The organism is Exiguobacterium sp. s16, from assembly GCF_018618115.1.
Taxonomy (GTDB): Bacteria; Bacillota; Bacilli; order Exiguobacteriales; family Exiguobacteriaceae; genus Exiguobacterium; species Exiguobacterium mexicanum_A.
In genome coordinates this window covers 572,356-589,198 of sequence record NZ_JACSLM010000001.1, presented here as the reverse complement: position 1 = coordinate 589,198, position 16,843 = coordinate 572,356, and the positions used below count along the sequence as shown (strand labels likewise).

The 16,843-nt window shown below is 54.9% G+C and carries 17 protein-coding genes; 1 reads left to right on the top strand and 16 read right to left on the bottom strand.

What is annotated here, in order from left to right; genetic code table 11:
- Positions 1 to 15: 15 nt before the first annotated feature.
- The gene (recU, locus tag KNP86_RS03060) at positions 16 to 612 is read right to left on the bottom strand and encodes a Holliday junction resolvase RecU (RefSeq protein ID WP_084592793.1); all 597 of its coding nucleotides are present in this window, start codon (positions 610 to 612) and stop codon (positions 16 to 18) included.
- Between the two features lie 352 nt (positions 613 to 964).
- Here recU and KNP86_RS03055 point away from each other — a divergent pair, with 352 nt between their 5' ends.
- Positions 965 to 1,816 carry a DUF3800 domain-containing protein gene (locus KNP86_RS03055; protein ID WP_034777355.1) on the top strand — a complete coding sequence of 284 codons (852 nt, stop codon included), beginning with the start codon at positions 965 to 967 and terminating at the stop codon, positions 1,814 to 1,816.
- A 40-nt stretch (positions 1,817 to 1,856) separates the two neighbouring features.
- On the opposite strand, the gene KNP86_RS03050 is transcribed toward KNP86_RS03055, so the two are convergent.
- From KNP86_RS03050 to bshB1, 15 genes are all read right to left on the bottom strand, one after another.
- Positions 1,857 to 3,077 carry an MFS transporter gene (locus KNP86_RS03050; RefSeq protein WP_214752777.1) on the bottom strand — a complete coding sequence of 407 codons (1,221 nt, stop codon included), beginning with the start codon at positions 3,075 to 3,077 and terminating at the stop codon, positions 1,857 to 1,859.
- Positions 3,078 to 3,181: 104 nt separating this feature from the next.
- The gene (gene nth / locus KNP86_RS03045) at positions 3,182 to 3,844 is read right to left on the bottom strand and encodes an endonuclease III (protein ID WP_034777352.1); all 663 of its coding nucleotides are present in this window, start codon (positions 3,842 to 3,844) and stop codon (positions 3,182 to 3,184) included.
- Positions 3,844 to 4,431 (bottom strand): DnaD domain-containing protein, encoded by a 588-nt coding sequence (locus KNP86_RS03040; protein ID WP_034777350.1) that lies wholly within the window; start codon positions 4,429 to 4,431, stop codon positions 3,844 to 3,846. Before KNP86_RS03040 ends, nth begins: the two co-directional genes overlap by 1 nt.
- Before the next feature lie 59 nt (positions 4,432 to 4,490).
- Positions 4,491 to 5,792, bottom strand: coding sequence for an asparagine--tRNA ligase (gene asnS, locus KNP86_RS03035; RefSeq protein WP_034777348.1), 1,302 nt, complete (start codon positions 5,790 to 5,792; stop codon positions 4,491 to 4,493).
- 20 nt (positions 5,793 to 5,812) lie between these two features.
- Positions 5,813 to 7,000: a pyridoxal phosphate-dependent aminotransferase gene (locus tag KNP86_RS03030; protein WP_034777347.1), complete on the bottom strand. Its 1,188-nt coding sequence runs from the start codon at positions 6,998 to 7,000 to the stop codon at positions 5,813 to 5,815.
- Between the two features lie 21 nt (positions 7,001 to 7,021).
- Positions 7,022 to 7,480, bottom strand: a complete 459-nt coding sequence (locus KNP86_RS03025; RefSeq protein WP_235420184.1) for a hypothetical protein — start codon at positions 7,478 to 7,480, stop codon at positions 7,022 to 7,024.
- Positions 7,481 to 7,497: 17 nt separating this feature from the next.
- On the bottom strand, positions 7,498 to 7,683 hold the full coding sequence (locus KNP86_RS03020; RefSeq protein WP_016509977.1) for a YpmA family protein: 186 nt from the start codon (positions 7,681 to 7,683) through the stop codon (positions 7,498 to 7,500).
- A 66-nt stretch (positions 7,684 to 7,749) separates the two neighbouring features.
- Positions 7,750 to 10,560, bottom strand: coding sequence for an ATP-dependent DNA helicase DinG (gene dinG / locus KNP86_RS03015; protein WP_214752775.1), 2,811 nt, complete (start codon positions 10,558 to 10,560; stop codon positions 7,750 to 7,752).
- 107 nt (positions 10,561 to 10,667) lie between these two features.
- On the bottom strand, positions 10,668 to 11,051 hold the full coding sequence (gene panD / locus KNP86_RS03010; protein WP_021067221.1) for an aspartate 1-decarboxylase: 384 nt from the start codon (positions 11,049 to 11,051) through the stop codon (positions 10,668 to 10,670).
- 5 nt (positions 11,052 to 11,056) lie between these two features.
- Positions 11,057 to 11,887, bottom strand: coding sequence for a pantoate--beta-alanine ligase (gene panC / locus KNP86_RS03005; RefSeq protein ID WP_034777344.1), 831 nt, complete (start codon positions 11,885 to 11,887; stop codon positions 11,057 to 11,059).
- A complete protein-coding gene (gene panB / locus KNP86_RS03000) occupies positions 11,884 to 12,720 on the bottom strand; it encodes a 3-methyl-2-oxobutanoate hydroxymethyltransferase (RefSeq protein WP_138859551.1) in 837 nt (278 codons plus the stop codon). The genes panC and panB overlap by 4 nt, the downstream gene beginning before the upstream one ends.
- 218 nt (positions 12,721 to 12,938) lie before the next feature.
- Positions 12,939 to 13,901, bottom strand: a complete 963-nt coding sequence (locus KNP86_RS02995) for a biotin--[acetyl-CoA-carboxylase] ligase (protein ID WP_214752773.1) — start codon at positions 13,899 to 13,901, stop codon at positions 12,939 to 12,941.
- A complete protein-coding gene (locus KNP86_RS02990; protein WP_214752771.1) occupies positions 13,874 to 15,013 on the bottom strand; it encodes a CCA tRNA nucleotidyltransferase in 1,140 nt (379 codons plus the stop codon). Before KNP86_RS02990 ends, KNP86_RS02995 begins: the two co-directional genes overlap by 28 nt.
- Entirely contained in the window at positions 15,010 to 16,131 is a 1,122-nt protein-coding gene (bshA, locus tag KNP86_RS02985) for an N-acetyl-alpha-D-glucosaminyl L-malate synthase BshA (protein WP_214752769.1), read from the bottom strand. Before bshA ends, KNP86_RS02990 begins: the two co-directional genes overlap by 4 nt.
- Complete coding sequence (gene bshB1, locus KNP86_RS02980; protein ID WP_214752767.1) at positions 16,128 to 16,811, bottom strand: bacillithiol biosynthesis deacetylase BshB1; 684 nt, start codon at positions 16,809 to 16,811, stop codon at positions 16,128 to 16,130. The genes bshA and bshB1 overlap by 4 nt, the downstream gene beginning before the upstream one ends.
- Positions 16,812 to 16,843 lie beyond the last annotated feature (32 nt).

Sequence of the window (16,843 nt, the reverse complement as noted above, 5' to 3'; positions counted from 1 at the left end):
TTCACTCCTTCTATTTCAATCGAGCCACGCCTCAATCGCCGTCAAATAATCGACGGCGGGCATCGCCCGGGTTGGAACTTCAATTGCTTCTTGCTCGATATAAGAGAGCGGAATCGACTTCCGTCCCGATTCGCGCTGTTCCCACCAAACTAATAATTGCTCCGTTGATAACACATATTGCGTATTATAGCGGCTAAACCGAATGATGACAAAACAAACCCCTCCATGCCGCTCGCACTCACGCATGTGGTTGATTTGGTGGTCGTGGAAGTTTCCGAGTGGAAATGACGTCTTATTGTTCGTCTCTTTCGCCTCGAAATCGATGTACTTCCCGCGATACACTCCGTTATAATCGGTCGTCGACGCTTGCTTGAAATACGCCTCGGTCACTTTCGCCGCACTCCGTTTCGGGTAATCGACTTTCACGATTTGCAGCGGTGTCGGCTTCTTATGGATGACCGCTCGTCCATGGAGTCGGTAAAACTCATTCGTGTCGTTCAGCAGCGTCTCAAGGTTCATGCCTCGATTCGCATACGTCTGCGGATTAGAGCGGACCGGCGTTGCCGCAGGTTTCGGCTTTTTCCCGTTCGGATAATGGAACAATGTCGTCACCCCTAGTCTCTAGTTTAACAGGTTGGTCCAGCCGTTCCTTCCGTCTGAAGTCTGATTGTCGAGTTCTGTCGCTCGACTCCTGTGTGGATTTTCCGCAATCCATATCGTACCAAACTCCCGTATGTTAAACTAGTATGTAGTTCATTGTGTAGTCAAATTGACACGACCTTGTTACGGAAGAGCTATTTATTTTTCTGAAATAAGTCTTCTACTTATTAGCCATAATCAAGACAGATTAAACGCAGATTGACGTAAGTTTGAAAAAGTGCGCAATAAGCAATGTAAACCAAGGTTGGAAAACAATTAGCAGGCTCGCTTAGATAAACAGTTGAGCCATGGTTGGAGGAGTAAGATGGAAACACAAAAGAAGTATGTCATGTTCGTCGATGAGACGGGCACGCCAAAAGGAAATACCCAGTTCAACCTCACCGGCGTATTGATGGAATACAAATATGCAATCGATGCCGACGAGGCCGGGATGCCATGCGAGTTGAAGCGCCGGTTACATGCCTTCAAACGCGACGTGTTCAAGACGGAGAATATCCCGCTCCATTTAAAAGAGATTTTAAAGGCCGAGCATCCGTATGGAAAAGAGGATGGCATCACGATCGATATGCTTCGTGACTTTTGGAACAAGTTGCCGGACTTCCTACGCGATATCAACTGCACGATCATCAGCGTCGAGGTCGATAAACAAAAACTTCACGACTTTTATTCAACGCCGAAAGACCCGTACGTCGTCGCCTTCGCCCACTTGATGAAATCGTTTTATGCATTCTTAGAAGAGACGGAAGCGGTCAGCGCCCGTGTCGTCTTGGAGTCGCGAGACGACTATCAAAACTTGCTCATCCAAAAAGCGTTCTTCGATATCTTCAATTCAGGGACGGTCCATCTCGACGTCGAGAAGAGCCGACAAAAGATTAAAGGTTTCATCTTCTCGGAGAAACAGAACACCATCTATCAGTCTGGGCTTGAAATCGCTGACCTCGTCTGTCTCCCGCTCTCGCGCGTACGTCGCGGCGTCATCGAAGTGAAACCACGGTTCGTCCATTATGGGGATGAGAACCGGATCTTCAAAGCCATCAAGGACAAGATTTACATTCGTAAAGAAAGTCCTGACCAAGATTTCCGTAACTGGGGATTCAAAAAAGTACCCATCACGAAAAAACGCCGCGAATGGAGCGACCATCCGTGGAACCATTAAAAAACTGCCTTGCCGAAGCTTCGGCAAGGCAGTTTTTTGATTAACGCAAACCTGGAAGTGTCTCCCGCAAACGACCGAGCGCATTGAGTCCGGCCAGGAACGGTAGGACGGCCACAAGCCCGATTGCCCAATCGATGGACAATATGTCGGTCAACACCCCGGCAAAGATGGCTCCGAACGCATAGCCGCTGTCGCGCCAAAACCGATAAACGCCCATTGCTGAGGCGCGCCAATACGGCTCGGCGACGTCACTGATCGAGGCTTGGAGCGTCGGATAGACCATTGCCGTCCCGATGCCGAGCATGACCGCGGCGAGCACCCATTGCCAATAGTCGGACATGACAAGAATCGCCCAAAGCGAACCGGCCTGGACCCACATCCCGGTGACGATCAATCCTTTGCGTCCGATGCGATCGCTCCATACCCCGGTGAACAGTTGGAAGAAGCCCCACGCCGCGGGATATACCGCCACGATTAATCCGACTTCAGCTAGACTGAGCCCTTGTGCGGCAAAATAAATCGGGAACAAGCCCCATGCCATCCCGTCTTTCAGATTGGTCGACAGACCGGCCACCGTCAGACTCGAGAGCGAGCGATCTTTCCAAGTCGTCGTCATAAATACGTCTCTCGCAGAACGTGTTTTCTCAGACCCGCTCGTCGGTTGGAGCTGTACCTGATTCGTCGTATCGCGGACGAACAGTGATAACCCGAGACCGATGAATGCGACGAGGACGCCGATATAAAACGGTTCCGGCCGACTGCCGTACGTGACGGCAATCATCCCAGAGACGGCGGCCATCACGGCGACACCGACATAACCGGCGAATTCATTCAGTCCGACCGCGAGCCCCCGCTCCGTCGGTTTAGCCAAATCAATCTTCATATTGACCGTCATCGACCACGTCAGTCCTTGGTTGATCCCAAGCAAGACGTTCGCCACGATGATCATCCACCAGGCCGGGGCCAACATGACGAGCACGGGGACGAATAACCCGATCCCCCAGCCGAAGACGAGCACTTTCTTGCGCCCGAATCGATCGGCGATGGCCCCTGCGAAGTAATTGACGACAGCCTTCGAGAATCCAAAGCTGATGATGAACGATAGCGCCGCACTCGTCGAGACGAGACCGAAGTCCTCTTCTCCGATGATGGGCAAGATCGTCCGTTCGAGGCCGACCATCGACCCGACGAAAAAGTTCGTCACGACGAGCAAGATGAAGTTCATTTGATTTTCTTTTATTCCAATCCGGGTTTCACCCATATACATCCTCCTTGCCAATCGCTAACTGGATTGAGTATACCAAAAAATACCCCCCTGCGTATAAAAAGCGTCTTCCTGATCATTGTAATCAGGAAGACGCTTGTTCATTGTCCGGTCGCTTGCTTGGACTTCATTCGTTTCTTGCCTTCGCGGCACATGTGCAACAGCGGACATGTCTCGCAGGCAGGACGTTGCGCTTTACAATGGTAACGTCCGAAAAAGATGAACTGATGATGGAGCTGAGACCATTCTTCGCGCGGGAACTTCTTCATGAGCGTGTCCTCGACTTGACGGACGTTGTCTTTCCAACGACAAATCCCGAGCCGTTTCGAGACGCGCTCGACGTGTGTGTCGACGGCGAACGCCGGTTCATGAAACGCGACGGACAAGACGACGTTCGCCGTCTTCCGTCCGACGCCAGGCAATGCCTCGAGCGATTCGCGGTCCGACGGAACGATTCCGTTATGACGTTCCACGATTTGCATCGACAGCGCCTTCACGTTTTTCGCCTTGTTCCGATAGAGACCGATACGCTTGATTAACGCCTCGATGTCGGCGACGTCTGCCGCGGCCATCGATTCGACGGTCGGATAGGCCTCGAACAGACCAGGCGTCACTTTGTTGACGAGTGCATCCGTCGCCTGCGCCGATAACGCCACGGCCACGACCAGTTCGAACGGGTTGCGGTGCGTCAACTCACAGTGGGCGTCCGGGAACATACGGCGCATCTCGTCCGACACTTCGTTCAATTGGGCTCTCGTCAACATCACTTTTTCCTCCGTTGATAATCGACGAGGTCCTCGAGCGACTCGACGTTATGGTCTTGCCACACCCGGAGGATCTTGTCCATATATTTGAAGTTCCGTACGTTGCGTAGTTTTGCTTCCCGAAGCGCGGCCATGATCAGCTCTTCGCTGAAGCCGTCCTCGGTCAACCAGCCGACAATCTGCTCGATTTCAAATGGAGTGATTGTCCCGAACTCGCGCTCAAACGTATGAATGATGTTCTCATTCAACGAATGGGCCGATTTTTCAGGTGCCGCCCCTTCCTCGAGCGCCAAGAACAATGGAAGCAGACTGTATCGTTCGACCTCGGCCGACGCGTCGATGGCGATCAACTCTTTTTGGAGCAGGCCGAGCAACACGGCGCGGGCCTCGCTCTCGGCCACGTTCATCCGGTCCCCGAGCTCACTCGGAAGCGGCATCTCGATGCCTTCCCCAATCATTTCAAGCAGATGGATGACGAGATTGAACTCGACCGGCGTCAAGTTGAGGCGACGTGCCTCGGTGAACAGTTTCCTCGGAACGACGACTGGATTTTGTTCGAACAGCTTGATTATATTATGTGCATCCATGTCGCACATCCTTTCTAGACAAATCAATCGGGGAAGACAAAGTCATCCCCGATCGGCGATTATGGGTGAATGCGGTTCAAGAGACGTGGGAACGGGATCGCTTCGCGGATATGCTCGATACCGCTAATCCAAGCAACCGTCCGCTCAAGGCCGAGGCCGAATCCAGAATGCGGGACCGACCCGTATTTACGGAGTTCGAGGTACCAGTCGTACGCGTCCGTCTCATCAAGACCTTCTTTGATGATTTCTTCTTTCAAGCGGTCGTAGTCGTCTTCACGCTGCGAGCCGCCGATGATTTCGCCGTAACCTTCCGGCGCGATCAAATCGGCACAAAGGACGAGTTCCGGGTTCTCCGGGTCGACTTTCATGTAGAACGGTTTGATGTCTTTCGGCCAATGGGTGATGAACACCGGGAGGTCATGCGCGTTGGCGATGGCCGTCTCGTGCGGTGCACCGAAATCGTCACCGTACTCGATGTCGTCGAAGCCTTCCTCTTTCAAGAACTTGATCGCATCCGTATAACGGACGCGCGGGAACGGTGCTTGAACTTTTTCAAGTTTTGACAAGTCACGTCCGAGCAGTTCCAATTCGTTACGGCAGTTCTCAAGTGCAGACTTGGCGATGTATGAGACGTAACGCTCTTGGAGCTCGAGGCTCATGTCGTGGTCGAAGAACGCCATCTCTGGCTCGATCATCCAGAATTCGATCAAGTGACGGCGCGTCTTCGATTTTTCGGCCCGGAACGTCGGTCCGAACGAGAATACTTTCCCGAGTGCCATCGCTGCGGCTTCCATATAAAGTTGGCCCGTTTGCGACAAGTAGGCCGGCTGTCCGAAATAATCTGTCTCGAACAATTCCGTCGTGCCTTCCGGTGCGCTCGACGTGATGATTGGTGGGTCGATCTTCACGAATCCTTCTTGGTTGTAGAACTCGTACGTCGCCCGGATCAATTCGTTACGGACTTTCATGATCGCGTGCTGACGACGCGAGCGGAGCCAAAGGTGACGGTTGTCCATCAAGAACTCTGTCCCGTGCTCTTTCGGTGTGATCGGATAGTCGACGGATTCCGCGATCACTTCCATATCTGTCACCTCGAGTTCGAACCCGAGCGGCGTGCGACCACCGTCCGATTTGACGGTACCGGTCACCCAGACCGATGTTTCTTGTGTCACGCCTTTGGCGAGGGCAAACAAATCTTCGGCCACATCGGCTTTGACGACGACCGCTTGGGCGAAGCCGCTCCCGTCACGAAGTTGAAGGAACGCGATCTTTCCGCTCGAACGTTTGTTGGCGATCCAAGCTCCGACCCGGACCGTCTGGCCTTCATAGTCTTTAAATTGGCTGATTGAAATAGTTGTCATGTTCATATCCATCCTTTCGCTTATCGAGCGTTACGTGTAATGAAGTCTTCCACTCGATCGAGCGCTTCTAGTACTCGTTTTAATTCTGTTGCATATGACAAGCGGACGTAGTCGTCCTGACCAAAACCTGAACCCGGGACGAGCGCGACGTACGCTTCACCGAGGACGGCCTCGCACCACGCATCGACCGAGTCGTAACCGCTCATCGTGGCCGCTTCTTTGGCGTTGGCATATAAGTAAAATGCGCCTTGTGGCTTCAAGCATGTGATTCCTGGAATCGCAATGAGTCGTTCATAGACGATCTCGAGTCGTTCAGCAAACGAGACACGCATCATCTCGACGTCATCTTGTGGCCCATTGTAGGCTTCGACCGCCGCAGCTTGCGCGATCGACGTCGGGTTCGATGTCGAGTGCGACGCGAGGTTCGTCATCGCCTCGATGATCGTCTTGTCACCGACTGCATAGCCGATGCGCCATCCCGTCATCGCATGCGACTTTGAGACACCGTTGATGATAATCGTCCGTTCCCGCATGTCAGGAAGCGTCGCGATGGAGACGAACTCCGCCTCACCGTAAACGAGTTTCTCATAAATCTCGTCACTGACGACGAGCAGATCGTGCCGTTTGACGACGTCCGCAAGCGCCGAAAGTTCAGATTCTGTATAAATCATGCCGGTCGGGTTCGATGGGCTGTTCAAGATGACCGCCTTCGTCCGATCCGTGATAGCCGCCTCGAGCAGCTCCGGCGTCAGTTTGAACATCGTCGTCTCGTTCGTGTCGACGTAGACCGGAACTCCGTCAGCCAGCTTCACTTGCTCCGGATAACTGACCCAATATGGTACCGGGATGATGACCTCGTCCCCTTCATCTAAAATCGCTTGGAACAGCGCATAGAGGGCGTGTTTCGCACCGGAAGCGACCATGACCTCTGGACGTGTGAACGTTAAGTTGCTGTCGCGTTTCGTCTTTTCGATGATCGCGTCTTTGAGTGCGACCGTCCCGCCAGATGGGGTATACTTCGTGTCGCCATCGCGTGCAGCCTGACAGGCTGCCTCGATGATGCGTTCAGGCGTATTGAAGTCCGGCTCACCGGCCCCTAGCCCGATCACGTCTTGACCCGACGCTTTTAACGCTTTCGCTTTCGCCGTGATGGCGAGTGTCGTTGAAGGTGTCAACTGCTTTACACGTTGTGCCAATAGATGTTCCATTGAGATCCCCCTCTAGTTTCGTCAAGGCGAGTCCGTCAATTGGACCCGTCGAATGAATTCGCCCGCTTGGAGCGTATAGTACGAGTACGTGTAAGACGTGCCCGCTTTTGTCACGACTTCGATCAATGCCCGTTCATCGAAGCCATATTTACAGCTGACGAGCGTACCGCCGGTCTCTGCGACCGAATCGGCACAGATTTGTTCTGAATCGACCGTTGCGATATCCCGTGTCTCGATTGGCAACTTGTCGTCGACCGGCACGAACTGGACCCGATCCGTCTCCTCGAAGACGACATACGGTTCTGTCCCGTTAAACAGTTCGGCCCGTTCAATCGAGACGGACGGTTGCTCGTCGACGAGTCGCTCACGCGCTTCCTCGATCATTTTCTCTTTCGTCCGCTCGGTGTGGCCGACCGTGAACCAATAAATGCCACTAAATACGATGACGACACCGATGAGTGCCGTCATGAACGCAATCACTACTTTTGTCTTCCGTGTCATTCCGTCCGATAGATGGTGAACACCATCTCTTCTTTCTTCGGATCATTCACTTTTTTCTCTAAAGCAAGACCGAACATTAAATCTTGGCTCTTCAACGTACGATTCAACAAGTCGACGATTTTGTAGACGTCTGCCGTCGGCTCGATTCGAACCGTCGCCAACGTCTCAATATTCGAATTCATGATTACTCCTCCTTCAAAAAACACTATACCCATTATTATAAAGCGATAATTTCACGATGCCTAGCGTTATCTCTGATTTCCTAGCCCGGTCTTCTCTTTCTCGTCTAAAAACAGCTCAAGTTCAGCGAGTGCGGTCTCGAGCGGTCCGTCAATTCGATCGACGGATGGTAGACTGTTGATGAACTGCTTGCCGTAACGCGTCGTCTCGACGCGACGGTCGAAGACGAAGATGGCGCCATAATCCTCTTTCGAACGGATCAGGCGACCGACCCCTTGCTTGAAGCGGATGACCGCTTGCGGAAGCGATAGTTCAAAGAAAGACGATTTACCGGTCGCCTCGATCTTCTCGGACCGAGCCTGCATGACCGGCTGGTCGGGCGGCGCGAACGGAAGCCGGACGATGATGAGGCAGGTGAGTGCCTCGCCTGGAATATCGACCCCTTCCCAAAAGCTTGCCGTTCCGAACAAAATCGACTGGTCGATCCGCTTGAACTGTTTCGTCAAGCGGCTTCGCGATCCGCCGCTGACCCCTTGGGCGAGGAGCGTGTACGCCTCATCCAATTGGTCTTTGACAGCCTCGTGCGTCAAACGCAACAGTTCGTTCGACGTGAACAAGACAAGCATCCGTCCTTTCGTCACGTTGGCGATTTGGGCGATCGAGTCCGCGATCTGCTCGACGAACCGCGGCAACGGAACTTCGTTGATGAGCGGGATGTCGGACGGCACGAACAGTTTCGCTTGCTTCTTGAAATCAAACGGTGACGCCAGGACGACGCGGCGAACGTTTTCCCCATCGAGTCCGAGACGCCGCTCGATGAAGCCGAATCGTCCTGAGACGGTCATCGTCGCAGACGTCAGAATGGTCGGCCGTTTGGCGAACAGCCGCTCATGCAGGAGCGGTCCGATCTCGACCGGCTGGGTGTACACCGAGGTCAACTTGCGATTAGCCAGATTGAGCTCAACCCAACTGACGGCATCGTCGTCCCGCGTGAGCATCGTCTCGTAGAGGACGCTCTCGATATCGCGCACGTCGCCGATGAATGCCTTCAAATCACCGAGCACGGCCCGTTGTTTGAACGTCATATGCTCTTTATGCTCATCGAGGAGACGGTGCAGTTGTCGCAATGTCGTCCGTAACGTGCGCAGTCGGTCCTCGAGCCGTTTCGCCACTTCACGAATCGGTCGGAACGGTTCCCCTTCCCGCTCGAAGCGGACGGTTTGACGTTGCTCCCGCTTTTTCCCGAGCGACTGGAGCGCCGTGAGCAAATCGTTCAGCTCATCGTCGACGCGGGCGAGTGCTTGATCGGTCGCTTTGCTGAACGCCTCCGCCTCTTCCGAGACGGACGTCAAATCGGCGAGCCCGAGCACGCGCGAATGAAACTTGCCGTCGGCACCGTAGCCGAACCATTTGAACAGGCGGTCAAATTGAATCGCGTCAAACGTGACTCCGAAGTGATGCGACGCGACTTCCTCGACTTGATGCGCCTCGTCCAAGACGAGTGGCGTATCGGTCGGGAGAATCCCAGCCTGGTGTTGCAAATCAGAGAACAACAAAGCATGGTTCGTCACGATGATATCGGCCTCTTTCGAGCGCAAGACGGCCCGGGTGAAGAAGTCACGGCTATACCAAGGGTCGAAGCGACCGAAGTCAGAGGCTGCATCGGCCTGGATCAGCCGTTTGAACGAGGCCGGCCCTTGTGACGCCGCACCGGGCAATGACAACTCTTCCAAGTCCCCCGTCTCGGTCTCGGTCAACCAGACGAGGACCATCGCTTTGCACATCGCCGGGAGCAGCCCGTCATTCGTTTCTTCGAGAATCATCTCGAACTTTCGGAGGTCGATGTAGTTGCGTCTCCCTTTCAAAAGTGTGAACTCGATTTCAGGGAAAATCGCTTTTAAGATTGGTAAATCTCGATTCAACAACTGTTCTTGCAACTGAATCGTATGTGTGCTGACGACGACCGGGCGCTTCGTCTCGAGGGCGTGGTGTGCGCTCGGAATCAAATACGCCAATGTCTTTCCGGTCCCCGTACCCGCCTCGATCAACAGCGTCGCCTCGTCGTCGAGCGCCTTATAGACGTGTCGCATCATCTCGAACTGGCTTTGACGCGGTTCAAATTGACCGAATAGCGCCGGAAGCGTCTCTTCGATTGTCCGGTGAAGAAACGGCTCGAACGGTTCGCGTTCGACAGCGGGTTCGAATGTATCGACGAGACGTCGGAGTGCGATTTTCCGATGAATATCGAACGTCGTCTCATCGTCGGCTCGGATCCCGACCTCAAGAATCAACTCGTCGAGGAGCGGTTCGACGTTGCTCGTCCACGACTCGGACAGGCGTCGTAACTGTTGTAACGTCACGAGTGGTAAGGCGCGCAACCGTTCAATCAAACGAATGAACAGTTCTGCCGTCGCTTCGGCATCGCTGAGCGCCCGGTGCGCGTCAGTATGCACGAGATCAAACGTCTCGGCGAGCGACTCGAGCGCATGGCTCTCAAGCGTCGGGTATAGGATCCGGGCCAGCTCGACCGTATCGATCGCTCGCCCTTGGAACGGCAAGTACCCGGCTTGCTCGAGGCTTTCATTTAAAAAATTCAAATCGAAAGACACGTTGTGGGCGACGAATATTCGCCCATCGAGCATCTTCCATATATCTGGGATCACTTCCTCAAACGTCGGGGCTTCCGCCACGTCTTGGTTCGTGATCGTCGTCAACTGCGTGATAAAAGGCGGGATTGGGCGACTCGGGCGAATCAAGGTACTGTAGCGCTCAATCACTTCACTCCCTTGAACGACCACCGCCGCAAATTCAATCAGTTCGTCGCCGGACTTGACGGAATGACCAGTCGTCTCCAAATCCACTATCACATAGGTGTCCATAACATCCATCCCATCTTCGGCACGCTCGTGCTTTCTGTCTGTCTCATCTTACCATAGAACGATACACGAAAAAACGGGGATGCCTCTATCGGACATCCCCGCTCGTTTCATAGAATCGTATGGGCGATCTCTTCATAAAGAAGTTGATCGATCTCGTTCCGTTCGTTCAAGACGGCGACTTTCGGACGATGCTGTTTCGCTTCCTCGGCCGTCATTTGGCCGTACGCCATGATAATGACGACATCTCCGACTTGGAAGTGGCGGGCCGCTGCCCCGTTCAGACAGACGACACCCGAACCTCGTTCTCCTTTGATGACATACGTCTCGATACGAGCTCCGTTATGGTTGTTCGTGATGTGCACATGTTCGTTTTCCATGATGCCGACCGCGTCCATCAAATCTTCATCGATTGTGATTGAACCGACGTAATGCAAGTTCGCCTCGGTGACGGTCGCTTTGTGTAGTTTCGCGTGCATAAATGTTCGAATCATTGGATTCATCCTCTCTTCCAAATCACATTATCAATCAAGCGGGCCCGTTCGAACTGCACCGCTACGGCAATCAATAGTTCGGTCGACGCGGAGGTCACCTCGGTCAACGTCGGGTAGTCTTTGATCTCGACATAGTCGATCGTACTGTTTGGGATGTTCTTCAGACGTTCCTCGAGATGTGCTTTCACATCTTGAATCGTTTTGCCTTGTACAAGCGCATCCTTTGCTTCAGCCAATGCCCGATTGATGTCACTTGCATCCGCCTTCTCCGTCTCCGACAAATAGACGTTCCGGGACGACTTGGCGAGACCTGATTCTTCACGGATGATTGGACAGCGTCGAATCTCGACCGGGACGAAATAGTCACGGACGTATCCTTCGATCAAGGCGACTTGTTGCGCGTCCTTCAAACCAAAATAAGCACGCGTCGGACGGACCAAGTTGAACAGCTTGGACACAACGGTCAAAACGCCATCGAAATGACCGGGCCGGCTCGCTCCGCAGAGGACATCTGCGCCGGTACGTACCGTGACGCGAGCCATGTCGAGCGGATACATCGTCTCCGTGTTCGGGTAGAACAAGACGTCGACACCCGCCTCGCGGGCGAGCGCCTCGTCACGCTCGAAATCACGCGGATAGCGGTCGAGGTCCTCGTTCGGACCGAACTGGGTCGGGTTGACGAAAATGCTCATGACGACGAGGTCGTTCTCTGACTTGGCCGCCTCGACGAGACTGAGATGCCCTTCATGCAAATAACCCATCGTCGGGACGAAACCGATCGTCCCGGCGTCGGTCAACAGTTTCTGTAAGTCATGTGGTGTCGTGACGATGTTCATGCCTTGCCCCCGTAGAGCGTGTCGAGCAACGACTCATCCATCGTGAACGTGTGCCGTTCGAGCGGGAACGAGCCGTCTTTCGTCGCCTCGACATAATTGCGGATTGCCGTCGTCGCGACCTCGTTCACATCAGCATACGCCTCGACGAACTTCGGCAGACGGTCGACGCCATATTTCAAGATATCGTGATAGACGAGCACTTGACCGTCCACGTCGGCACCGGCACCGATGCCGATGACCGGGATTGTAAGTGCCTCGGCAATCTTTTTGGCCAATTGGTGCGGCACACACTCGAGAACGAGCATCTTCGCACCGACCCGTTCGGCCTCGAGACTGTCGGCGATCAACTGTTCGGCATCCTCGAGCGATTTCCCTTGTACTTTATAGCCTTCAAGTACACCGACCGATTGTGGGGTGAGGCCAAGGTGGGCCACACACGGCATGCCGACTTTCGTCAGACGTTCGATCGTCTCGAGCACCTCACCGGCCCCTTCAAGTTTGATGGCATCGGCCTGACCGTCTTGGAATAACGTCGCGGCCGCTTGAAGCGTGCGGTCGAAGTCGCCATGATATGTCGCGAACGGCATGTCGACGACGACGAACGTGTTCCGTGCCCCGCGGCGCACGGCCTTGGCATGGTGCACCATGTCGGAGGTCGTCACCGGGATTGTCGAATCGTAGCCGAGCACGACCATTCCGAGCGAGTCCCCGACTAAAATGATGTCGACCCCTGCTGCCTCGGCCAGTTTCGCCGACGGATAATCGTAGGCCGTCAACATGACCAATTTCTCTTCTTGCTTCATCTTCTTCAATAACGAAGTCATCGTGTGCATATGGTTCTCCTCCTAAATGTGGAGACAGGTTACAAAAAACGCCTTCCTACACGAATGGTAAGAAGGCGCACGAAAACAATCTCAAGTAGTTGAGTGTCCTTCTGTCCCTGTCAAAATGATCAAGGCAGACAAAATATAGAGTGGCGGTCTGCAGTTCCGGTACACTTCGCGAGCGATAGCGTCCGGCACATTCATTATAGACCACGAACCCGTTTCCATCAATCATTCCAAACTGCGATCTCCGCCGAATAAATCGGCTCGATGATTCCTTCTTGTTCCAAAAGGAGTGCGCCTTCTTCCGAAATACCGCGCATCGTTCCATACCTCGGCTTACCTGATGCCGTCAACGTGATCGATTCGTTCAGATAAGCGGCATGCTCGAGCCAATGCTTGCGCACAGGGCCGAACCCAGACTCAAGGAACAAGTCATATTCGCTTTCAAGCTCGGCGAGTAAGTTGGCAAGCAGCTCGCTTCTGCGATGCGTCTGATTCGTCTCGAGTTTGATCGATGTGGCCCGATGCGCGAGCTCTTCCGGGATGACCTCGCTGTTGACGTTCATCCCGAAGCCGAGGATGACGGCTTGAATCCGGTCACCCTCCGTCTGCATCTCGGTCAAGATGCCGCCGATTTTTTTCCCGTTGAGCAACAAGTCGTTCGGCCATTTGATGGTGGCCGGGATGCCTTGCGCGTGCAGGGCGCGCGCGAACGCGCTCGCCGCCATGAGCGTCAGCTTCGAGGCGTCTCGAATCGGCAACGCCGGCCGCAAAATCACGCTCGCCGCGATATTGACGTGGCTCGGATTATACCAGTTCCGGCCGAGTTGGCCTCGGCCCGCTGTCTGCTCTTCGCTGATGACGAGCGTTCCTTCGAGGACGCCCTTTTGCGCCAATTCATGGGCGATGCGTTGGGTCGTGTCGATTTGCTCAAACGCATGGACGACTTGTCCGAACCGCCCTTTTCGGAACGATACGAACGCCGGTTCATCGAGCCGGTCGGTCTGACCGAACAATTGATACCCTTTTCGAGGAATCGTTTCAATCGCATACCCGTCTTGTTTTAACGTCTCGATATGCTTCCAAATAGCGGTACGTGAAATATTTAATTGGCGGGCCAACTCTTGACCGCTCCAGACGGCCCCGTCCTGCAACAGATTTAAGACTTTTCCGCGTGTCGAAGCCATTGTTCGGCCTCCTTTCGTAACGATTCCGGCTCATTGGCGAGCTCGCCAATGAGCACGAGCCGCTCAACGTGGGCGAGCAGCTGTTTGATGAGCGGTCCCCGGGCACCGAGATGTAGCGCATCGCGACCATCGAATCGGAGTTCCCGACGCGACTGGATCGGCAACTGCCGCTTCAACTGTTCGGCCGTCTCGCTTCGTCCGGACATCCGCAAGTATGTCGCTAGCGTCTCCGGCGTCGTCTCATAGATGGTGAACGTGTCGAGCCCGCTGTCGAACAGACGCGCGAGCACGCCCGCCTCCCGCTTCAGTACGTTCGAGCGTTTCCACGGTGTCAGCCAATCGGTGGCGTCAGCATAATAGACGAACAACGCCCAGCCCCCGACCGGGTCGACCGGGGTCCGCTTGTCGGCGATGACACGGCGGATGAGCGTCTCCGTGACGTTCGGCAAGTATTGATAGATGCCGAGGTCAAGTATCGCCGCGAGCGCCTTTCGGTATGCCGGGCCCATCATCAACTTCTCGAACTCGATGGCGACCCGTTCCTTCGCGATGTCTTGCAGTTTGTGGCCGAGTTCGCGTGAAGCCCGTTGCACGTCTTCGTCGAGCCGAAAATCGAGCTGTGCCATGAAGCGGAACGCCCGCATGATGCGGAGCGCGTCCTCGTTGAAGCGTTCATAGGGGCTGCCGACGGTCCGGATGACACGTGCCTCGAGGTCCATCCGTCCGCCGAACAAGTCGACGACGTTGCCGTCGTGGAACGCCATCGCGTTCATGGTGAAGTCACGCCGTTTCATATCTTCTTCAAGCGAGACGCCGAGCGAAACATGGTCGGGTCGTCTCGAGTCCGAGTACGTCCCTTCCGAGCGGAACGTCGTCACTTCGAACGGATGATGGTCGAGGATGACCGTCACCGTGCCGTGGTCAATCCCGGTCGGTACCGATTTCGGGAACAAGCGCATGACTTCGTCCGGGAAGAGCGACGTGGCGATATCGATATCATCCGGAAGCGTACCGAGCATATAGTCACGGACGGCCCCCCCGACGATGTACGCTTCGCCACCGTGGGCGTTGATCGTCTCGATGATTCGTTTAGCGTATTCCCATTCCGTCATCGTCCCACCACCTGTTCATAAAGCGATTCATACGCCGTGACGATATCGGCCGAGGCGAACTGTTTGGCCCGCTCGAGCCCGTTCGCACGGAAGCGTGCATGGAGCTCGTGGTCGAGCAAGATCGCTTCGAGCGCTTTCGTCGCCGCGAGCGCGTCGCCGCGTTTGACGACAAACCCTTCCACGCCGTCGGTGATGACTTCCGGCAATCCGCCCGCATCGCTGACGACCGACGGCACACCCGTCGCCATCGCCTCGAGAGCGACGAGGCCGAACGCCTCTTTATCCGACAACAGGATATGGACGTCGCACATCGATAGAAGTGCCGCCACTTGCTCTTGCTTCCCGGCGAAGATGACTTGCTCTTCGAGCCCCATCTCGCTCACGAGGCGGCGCATCGCTCCCATGAGCGGGCCGTCACCGACGAGGAGCAGTTTTTTGTGCGGCACGTTCATCTGCTGGAACGATTCGAGCACGAGGTCGATTCGCTTCACTTGACGGAAGTTTGAGATATGGATGACGACCCGGTCCTGTTCCGATAAACCGTATCGTTCGCGAAGCGATGTATCGGCCTGCGGTTGATAGACGGCCTCATCGATAAAGTTATGGATGACGTCAATCGACAAATCGGACCCGATCCGCTCGAGCGTCTCTTGTTTCAAGCTGTCCGAGACGGCCGTGATCGCGTTCGATTGGCGCAACCCATAAAGGATGGCCGGCTTGAGTTCTTCGTCTTCCCCAAGCACGGTGATATCGGTCCCGTGGAGCGTCGACACGATTGGCGTCTTCGTCCCGGCCATCTCGCGCCCGAGGGCGGCACAGACAGCGTGCGGCACCGCGTAGTGGGCATGAATGACATCAAGACCGAACGCCTGGATGACGCTCGCGATTTTCGAGGCGAGCGTGATGTCGTACGGCGGATAGCGGAACACCGAGTACTGGTTGATCTCGACTTGGTGGAACGTGATATTCGGATGGTAGGCGTTCAGTCGGAACGGGATGCTCGACGTGATGAAATGAACGTCATGCCCCCGGTCGGCGAGTTTCATGCCGAGCTCGGTAGCGAGTATGCCTGAACCTCCGACCGACGGATAACAAAGGACCCCGATGCGTAGTCTCATGCGAGCTCACCCGCCTTCGTGACAACGTACGGACGGGTCGTCATGAGCCCTTCGGCGTACTCCGTTCCGATCAAACTGCCGAAATGCCGTTCCCGTGCCAACACCCGATCGAGATAGGCGTCCGTGAGCGGTGTCGCCACACCGTCGACCGGTGTGAACTGACTGGCATAAGCCCGTAAAGCGTTTAGTTTATGTTCAATCGTCGCCGTGATGTCGATGCAGACGTCAGGCGTCGTATGGGCGTTGATCATATATTGATAGACGCTCGACGGTCGATACGCGGCGACGTCCGGCATAAATTTACGGATTCCCGCGTTAAAGAGCGCCTCCTCGACGAGTCGGGCGCAAGCCCCGTGGTCAGGATGGCGGTCGACGCCGTATGGATAAAAGACATGTGTCGGACGTTCGGTCCGAATCAAACGGACGAGCGCCTCGACTTGTTCATTGTCCCCTGTCAAACCCCGGTCCGGAAAACCGAGGTTCACACGCCGGATGCCGAGCACACGGTCGGCCATCTCGGCTTCTTTCCCCCGGGTGACGACGTCCCCGTTCGATGACAGTTCGGCTCTCGTCAAATCGACGTATAGGACCTCGACCCCGTCCTCGGTCCATTGGGCGGTCATACCGGCGATGCCAATCTCAATGTCGTCCGGATGGGCCCCAATTGCTACTATTTTCATAAAATCACCTCTTCTGTGAAAAGTATATCGGA

Coding starts and splice junctions, on each gene's coding strand:
- KNP86_RS03055 (WP_034777355.1), top strand. CDS start 965: ATGGAAACACAAAAGAAGTATGTCATGTTCGTCGATGAGACGGGCACG.
- KNP86_RS03050 (WP_214752777.1), bottom strand. CDS start 3,077: ATGGGTGAAACCCGGATTGGAATAAAAGAAAATCAAATGAACTTCATC.
- nth (WP_034777352.1), bottom strand. CDS start 3,844: ATGTTGACGAGAGCCCAATTGAACGAAGTGTCGGACGAGATGCGCCGT.
- KNP86_RS03040 (WP_034777350.1), bottom strand. CDS start 4,431: ATGGATGCACATAATATAATCAAGCTGTTCGAACAAAATCCAGTCGTC.
- asnS (WP_034777348.1), bottom strand. CDS start 5,792: ATGACAACTATTTCAATCAGCCAATTTAAAGACTATGAAGGCCAGACG.
- KNP86_RS03030 (WP_034777347.1), bottom strand. CDS start 7,000: ATGGAACATCTATTGGCACAACGTGTAAAGCAGTTGACACCTTCAACG.
- KNP86_RS03020 (WP_016509977.1), bottom strand. CDS start 7,683: ATGAATTCGAATATTGAGACGTTGGCGACGGTTCGAATCGAGCCGACG.
- dinG (WP_214752775.1), bottom strand. CDS start 10,560: ATGGACACCTATGTGATAGTGGATTTGGAGACGACTGGTCATTCCGTC.
- panD (WP_021067221.1), bottom strand. CDS start 11,051: ATGATTCGAACATTTATGCACGCGAAACTACACAAAGCGACCGTCACC.
- panC (WP_034777344.1), bottom strand. CDS start 11,887: ATGAACATCGTCACGACACCACATGACTTACAGAAACTGTTGACCGAC.
- panB (WP_138859551.1), bottom strand. CDS start 12,720: ATGCACACGATGACTTCGTTATTGAAGAAGATGAAGCAAGAAGAGAAA.
- KNP86_RS02995 (WP_214752773.1), bottom strand. CDS start 13,901: ATGGCTTCGACACGCGGAAAAGTCTTAAATCTGTTGCAGGACGGGGCC.
- KNP86_RS02990 (WP_214752771.1), bottom strand. CDS start 15,013: ATGACGGAATGGGAATACGCTAAACGAATCATCGAGACGATCAACGCC.
- bshA (WP_214752769.1), bottom strand. CDS start 16,131: ATGAGACTACGCATCGGGGTCCTTTGTTATCCGTCGGTCGGAGGTTCA.
- bshB1 (WP_214752767.1), bottom strand. CDS start 16,811: ATGAAAATAGTAGCAATTGGGGCCCATCCGGACGACATTGAGATTGGC.